The organism is Streptomyces sp. SID3343 (assembly GCF_009865215.1).
Taxonomy (GTDB): Bacteria; Actinomycetota; Actinomycetes; order Streptomycetales; family Streptomycetaceae; genus Embleya.
Window position 1 is genome coordinate 1 of record NZ_WWJX01000649.1, and the last position, 6,482, is coordinate 6,482.

The 6,482-nt window shown below is 70.6% G+C and carries 4 protein-coding genes and 1 pseudogene; 2 read left to right on the plus strand and 3 right to left on the minus strand.

All coding sequences use genetic code 11. The features are described from left to right. Positions 1 to 171: 171 nt before the first annotated feature. The 3 genes from gcvPB to GT354_RS19985 are packed head-to-tail and all read right to left on the minus strand — an operon-like array spanning position 172 to position 5,047. Positions 172 to 1,728 (minus strand): aminomethyl-transferring glycine dehydrogenase subunit GcvPB, encoded by a 1,557-nt coding sequence (gene gcvPB, locus GT354_RS19975; RefSeq protein ID WP_161357662.1) that lies wholly within the window; start codon positions 1,726 to 1,728, stop codon positions 172 to 174. Continuing rightward, positions 1,725 to 3,062, minus strand: coding sequence for an aminomethyl-transferring glycine dehydrogenase subunit GcvPA (gcvPA, locus tag GT354_RS19980; RefSeq protein ID WP_161357663.1), 1,338 nt, complete (start codon positions 3,060 to 3,062; stop codon positions 1,725 to 1,727). The genes gcvPB and gcvPA overlap by 4 nt, the downstream gene beginning before the upstream one ends. Beyond that, the gene (locus GT354_RS19985) at positions 3,059 to 5,047 is read right to left on the minus strand and encodes a beta-galactosidase (protein ID WP_161357664.1); all 1,989 of its coding nucleotides are present in this window, start codon (positions 5,045 to 5,047) and stop codon (positions 3,059 to 3,061) included. The genes gcvPA and GT354_RS19985 overlap by 4 nt, the downstream gene beginning before the upstream one ends. 106 nt (positions 5,048 to 5,153) lie before the next feature. Between GT354_RS19985 and GT354_RS19990 the strand changes: the two genes are divergently transcribed. Next, complete coding sequence (locus GT354_RS19990; RefSeq protein WP_161357665.1) at positions 5,154 to 5,810, plus strand: GntR family transcriptional regulator; 657 nt, start codon at positions 5,154 to 5,156, stop codon at positions 5,808 to 5,810. A 214-nt stretch (positions 5,811 to 6,024) separates the two neighbouring features. Then, positions 6,025 to 6,482, plus strand: a pseudogene (locus GT354_RS19995) (hypothetical protein); the annotation flags it as partial.

The following is a 6,482-nucleotide window of genomic DNA, read 5'->3' on the forward strand; positions in this document are numbered from 1 at the left end:
TCGCGTCGGGCCGGCCCGCGAGCAGCGCGCGCACCGCTGCCGCCGCCCGCTCCCCGGAGCGCGACCGCGCACCCCTGGCCAGCGCCTCGCGCTGCACCGCGGCGCCGTCGCTGCCCTTGAGTCCGGCGCTGCCACCGATCCCGGCGATCGGGTTGACCACGAGGCCGACTCTCACGACAGGTGCTTGCGGACGTAGGCGCGCCACGTGGGGGCCCACTGCCGCGGGTCGTCCAGCGCGGTGGGATCGATCTTGTGGATGGTCTGGTTGTAGGGCGCGCCCTTGACGAACTCCGGGTCCCGGCGCGCCTCGTCGGCGACGTGGGCGAGGATCGCCGCGTACTCGTCGAGGTCCTCGCGCGAGAACGACTCGGTCGGCTCCAGGGTGAACGGCTCGGCGACCACGTACGGGTGGTGGCTGGTCCAGTAGTGCACGCCGAAGTCGGCGGCGCGCACCCCGATCTCCTCCGTGTGCACGCCGGTGTCCTCGAACAGTTCGGCCCACGAGTAGCGCACCTGCTCGACCCGGCGCTTGTCCCAGCGCACCGACGCGCCGGGGATTTGTCGCACCTTGTGCATCAGGTAGTTGTTGTTGAGCACGGCGGTCTCGGCGACCTCGCGCAGGCCCTGCCCGCCGAGCGCCATGATCCAGGCGTAGGCGCGTACGACGTTGGGTGTCACGCCCAGGAAGGGCCGGATCTTGCCGACCGATCGCGGCCGGTCTGCGTCGAGGAAGAAGCGCTCGCCGTCGGTCTCGACGGTGGGGCCCGGCAGGAACGGCACGAGCCGCTCCACCACGCCGCACGCGCCCGCCGCGGGTCCCCCGCACGCGTGCGGGGTGGAGAAGGTCTTGTGCAGGTTGAAGTGGCACAGGTCGAAGCCGGCGTCCGCGGCCCGGGTGATGCCCAGGATGCCGTTGGCGTTGGCCTGGTCGTAGCAGGCCAGTCCGCCCACCGAGTGCACGAGTTCGACGAACTCGGCGATCCGCGGGTTGAAGATCCCGGTGTCCTCCGGGTTGGTGATCACCAGGGCGGCGGTGCGGGGCCCCACGGCGGCCTTGAGCGCCTCGAAGTCGGGGTAGCCCTCGGCGTCGGGCAGCAACGTGATCACGTCGTAGCCGGCGGTCTTGGCGCACGCCGCGTCGGAGGGGTGCGAGAACATCGTGGTGATGACCTGATCGCGTTGTTCGGCCTCGCCGTTGGCCGCGTGATAGGCGCGGATCATCGCGATGTTGGCGTAGATCGCGGCCGATCCGGAGCCCGGTTGCAGGCTGACCCGGTCCATGCCGGAGATCTCCTTGAGCATCTGCTCCAGGCGCCAGTAGATCTCCAACACGCCCTGCACGGTGTCCTCGTGCTGGGCCGGGTGCAGTTCGGCCACCTTGGGGTCGGACACGAACGTGTCGTTGACCTTGGGGCTGTACTTGATCGTGCACGTGCCCTGGCCGACGTCGATGTTGAAGTCGGCGCCCAGGCTTTCCTGCGACAGGCGGAACCAGTGCCGGACCACGTGCGGCTGGGACAGCTCGGGCAGCGCGGGCGGCGTCTTGCGGCGCAGGCCCTCGGGCAACTCGACGGGCGCGACCCCCGCGGCGGGCACGGTGATCCCCCGGCGGCCCGGCTGGGACAGCTCGAAGACGATCGGTTCGTCCCAGCGCGCCTGGTGGAAGCGGCGCAGCGCCGGCTTCGGTGCGATCGGCAGCTTCGCGAACGATTCTCCTGCGGCACTCATCGGGTCGGTGCCTCCTGTACGGCTCGCGCCAGTGTGTCGATGTCCTGTTTGGTGTGCCGCTCGGTCACGCACACCAGCACGGTCGTGGCGTCGAGTCGGATGCCGCCGTAGATGCCTCGCGCGCGCAGCGCGTCGAGCAGCGCGTCGGCGTCGGCGACCTCGATCGCGAACTCGCGAAAGTGCACCGCGTCGGCGTGCAGGACGCGTACGCCGGGCACGGCGGCGAGGGTGTCCATCGCGTAGCGCGTGCGGGCCAGGACGGTCTCGCCGATCTCGCGCATGCCCTGCGGGCCCATCAGCGCGAGGTAGACGCCGGCGGTGATCCCCCACAGGGCCGCGGCGGTGCCCACCCACTCCTTGCCCTCCTCGCGCAACGCGAAGGAGGTTCGGCCGTAGGAGACGTCGCCGAAGCCGTACTCGCCGGGCACCGCTGTGGGCGCGATGCCGAACAGCCGGGAGGGGTATTCGGCGATCAGTCGTTCGTCGTCGTGGGTGGCGATGTAGCCGCCCTGACCGCCGCCGTGGCTTTGGTGCATGCCGAGCGACTGGATGTCGCCGCAGACGATGTCGGCGCCGAGGGTGGCGGGCGGGGCGAGCACGCCGAGCGAGATCGGGTCGGCGCTCACCACGAGCAACGCGCCTGCCGCATGAGCGAGTTCGGCGATCTCGCCGACTCGGGGCTCGACCACGCCGTAGACGTTGGGGCTTTCGAGGTAGACGGCCGCGACGGTGTCGTCGACGGTGAACTCGGCGGCCTCGCCGCGCTCGGTGACGGGGATCGAGACGATCGTGATGTCGGGGGCGAGGAAGTCGCGCAGTTTGCTCAGCTTGTCGGCGCCGATCGCGGCGGTGATCGCGACGGTCGTGCGGCCGGTGTAGCGGGCGGCCATCCGCAGCGCGGTGCCGGCGGCCTGGAAGCCGTCGTAGGTGGGGACGTTGACGACGTCCATCTCCAGGAGTTCGCCCATCATGCTGACGTACTCGAACAGCGCCTGGAATCGGCCGTGGTCCTCGTACGGCTCGCCCGCGTAGGCGGTGAGGAACTCGCTGCGCGAGTTGACCTCGTCGCACACCGCCGGCACGTGGTGCGGGTAGCAGCCGCCGCCGAGGAAGCTCAGCACGGCGGTGGTGTCGGTGTTGCGCTCCAGCAGGGCGCGCATGTGCCGGACGAGTTCGTACTCCGAGCCCATCGGCGCCGGCAGGTCGAGCGGCCGGTCCAGGCGCAGCGCGGCCGGGATGTCGGCGTAGAACTCCTCGACGGAGGCCGCGCCGATCGCGGCCAACATCTCGGCCCGCACGCGTGGTTCGGCGTTCGGTATATAGGGGTGGGTCACTTCTCTCCCTCTTGAGCGATCCTCAGCACGACGGCGTCCCTGGGGCCGATCTCGACGCGGTCGCGCAGGTCGCGGCCGGTCAGCAGGTCTCGTCCGGGTTCGCGCAGGGTCACCGAGGCCGCGGTCGTGCCGTGATTGAGCAGGAACAGGTAGTGGGCGTCGGCGCCGTCGCGCCGACAGGCCTCGACGCCCGGGGGGACGTCGGCGACGGGGTGTACGCCGGCCCGGGTCAGCACGTCGGACAGCACCGGCGAGACGTCGTCGAGCAGGCAGCCGAGGTAGGTGACTCGGCCGCGGCGGGTGATCGCGGCCTGCCCGTCGAGGTCGCCGCCCCGGTAGCGGGCGAGCACGCTCGCGTCGTCGACCGCGAGCCACTCGGTCCAGCGGCGCACGGTCGACGTGCTCGCGTCGGCGTGCCGTACCGTCTCGGTCGCGCCGTCGGGGATCGGCCGGAACTCGTCGACGCTCACCCCGAGCAGTTCGCGCAGCGGTCCGGGTGCGCCGCCGGGGTGCACGTGGTCGGCGGTGTCGACCACGCCGCTGAACGGTCCGACGATCAGGTGGCCGTCGAACGCGGCCAGTCGGGCGGCCTGTTCGGCGGTGCACAGGTAGAGGTTGGGCGCGATGACGAGCCGTCGGCCGGTGAGGTCGTGGTCGGGTGAGACCAGGTCGACCGCGATACCGCGGGCGTGCAGCGGCGCGTACCACGCGGCGAGCAGGTCCTTGAGGTCCAGGCGCGCCGAGGGCATCGACTCGGGGGCCGCCAGGCCCCACCAGGAGTCCCAGTCCAGGACCAACGCGACATCTGCCGCGGTGCGGGTGCCGGCGATCTCCGCGAGCTTTTCCAGGTCCTTGCCCAGGCGTAGCGTGTCCTGCCAACCCCGGCTGCGGACCCCTGCGTGCGGAAGGAGCGCCGAGTGGAACTTCTCCGGTCCGTACACCGCCTGGCGCCACTGGAAGAACATCACTCCGTCGGCGCCGTGCGCGAGGGCCTGGAGGCTGTGCAGCCGCATCATGCCCGCGGGTTTGGGCACGTTCACCGCCCGCCAGCTCACCGCGCTCGGGGCCTGCTCCAGGAGCAGCCAGGGGCGGTCCTTGAGCGAGCGCATCAGGTCGTAGCTCAGCGCGGCGCCCACGTGGGACGTGGGGTCGGCGGGGTCGGGATAGGCGTCGTCGCTGACGAGGTCCTCGGCGGCGGCCCACTTCCAGTAGTCCAGGCCGGGCAGGATGCTCATGAAGTTGGTGGTCACCGGGACGTCCGGGGTGACCTCGCGCAGGATCGCCCGCTCGACCTCGAAGCACTCCAGGAGGGCGTCGCTGCAAAACCGTCGCCAGTCGAGCAGTTGCGTGGGATTGATCGGGCCCGGCGCCTTGCGGGGCGGATTGACCTGATCGAACGCGGTGTAGTGCTGGCCCCAACAGGACGTGCCCCACGCGGCGTCGAGGCCGTCGATCGAGGCGTATCGGTCGGCGAGCCAGGTCCGAAAGTGTCGGGCCGACTCGTCGCAGAAGCATTCGAGGGTGTGGTCGGCGTACTCGTTGGAGATGTGCCACATCGCCAGCGCCGGGTGCTGCCCGTAACGCTGCGCCATCACCCGGGCCAGGCGGGCGGTCGCGGCGCGAAAGACCGGCGAGCTCGGGCAATAGCCCTGGCGCGACCCGAAGTCGAGCAGCGTGCCGTTCGCGTCGACGGGTCGCACGTGCGGGTGCTCGCGGATCAGCCACGGCGGCGGGGTCGCGGTCGCGGTGGCCAGGTCGGCGGCGATGCCGTGCTCGTGCAGCAGGTCCAGCACGCGGTCGAGCCAGCCGAAGTCGTACGCGCCGGGGCGCGGTTCCAGGCGGGACCACGAGAACACCGCGACGGTCGCGATGTTCACGCCGGCCTCGGCCATCAGTTTCGCGTCTTGGGCCCAGACTTCTTCGGGCCACTGTTCGGGGTTGTAGTCGCCGCCGAACAGGAGCCCGGGTATCCGTGTCAACTGCATCCGGGCCTCCTCCGGGTGTATTCTGTATTCATAATTCAATGTGTGTGGCGTAGGTCATGTCAAGCACTACTTACCGACGACGACGAACACGAGGAGTTACCAAGCCATGGCCATCCAGCGCAGACCGCTACGGGAACAGATCCGCGAGGAACTGCTCGTACGGCTCGACAGCGGCGAGTTCGCGTCCGGGAAGGACATCAACGAGGTCGCCCTCGCCGCCCAGCTGGGAGTCAGTCGCACACCCCTGCGGGAAGCCCTGATCACCCTCGCCGGCGAAGGCGTCCTGGAGAGCAACCAGGGGCGCGGTTTCCGGTTCGCGCCGGTCAGCAGCAAGGAGTTTCGGGAGCTGTGCGAGATCGTCGCGAGCCTGGAGTCGCTCGCCCTGGAGATCTCCGACCCCGACGACCTGCGCGAACTCGCCCACGAACTGCTGCGTCTGGCCCGCGATTTCCCCGATCAGATCGCTGAAAAGCAGGACATAGACTGGCATGACGACCAGTGGCACGACCTGCTGCTCAGCCGGTGCCCCAACGAGCGGCTGCTCGATCTCGTCACCAGCGTCAAGGCGGGCATGCGCCGCTATACGCACCTCATCGCGGGCGAGCACACCCTCTTGGAGCGCGAGGCCGAGGAGCACTGCCGGATCGCCGAGCGGCTCGTGGTCGGCGACATCCCGGGAGCCACCGAGGCGCTGCGCGGCAACTGGATCAAGGGCACCGAGCGGATGACCAGCCGCATCCCACCGATGCCGGAGCGGCGCTGACCGCGGATTCCCGCACGACCGCGGCGAACACGCAAGGGCGCGCGCACGAGCGAACACGAGCGACCAGAACCGGTCCGACCACCGTCGACACCGGTCGAATCGTGCTGTTCGCACCGGTCGGCCGGCTTGTTCCCGACCCATTCCGCACCGGCGGCCCACTTCGCGCGATAGCGTCACGCGCGGGTTGGGGTGAGCCAGAGGCGAGGTGGAGCCGGTGCGATTCGGGTGGCTGCGACGACATGAGCGTCATCTGGAGGAATACCGGCGCCGGCGCGAGCAGGAGTCGCCGTGCGCCGGCCGCGCCGTGCCCGCGTCACCGGCCTCGGCCGAGAGCGCCTTCGACCCGACGCGCCGACGCGACGGGCTGAATCCGGCCGATCCGGAATCCTCGTCGCCGCAAGGCTCGGGAACCCGGGGGAATACCGATGGTTCGAGGGGTTCGGGGAGTTCCGCAACCCCGGGAAGTTCGGCGGGTTCCGGAATCGCGGGGGGCTCGGGCGGTTCCGGCGATTTCGGCGGCTGGGAGGCTTCGGGTCCGGGCAACGCGGTCCAGGAGTCCGACGAGGCCGAGGCCACCCGGGCCGAGATGCTCACCGAGAAGGCCCGGCAACTGACCCGCGCCGGCCGGCACGCCGACGCCGCCGCACCCGCGCGCGCCGCCGTGCGCATGCA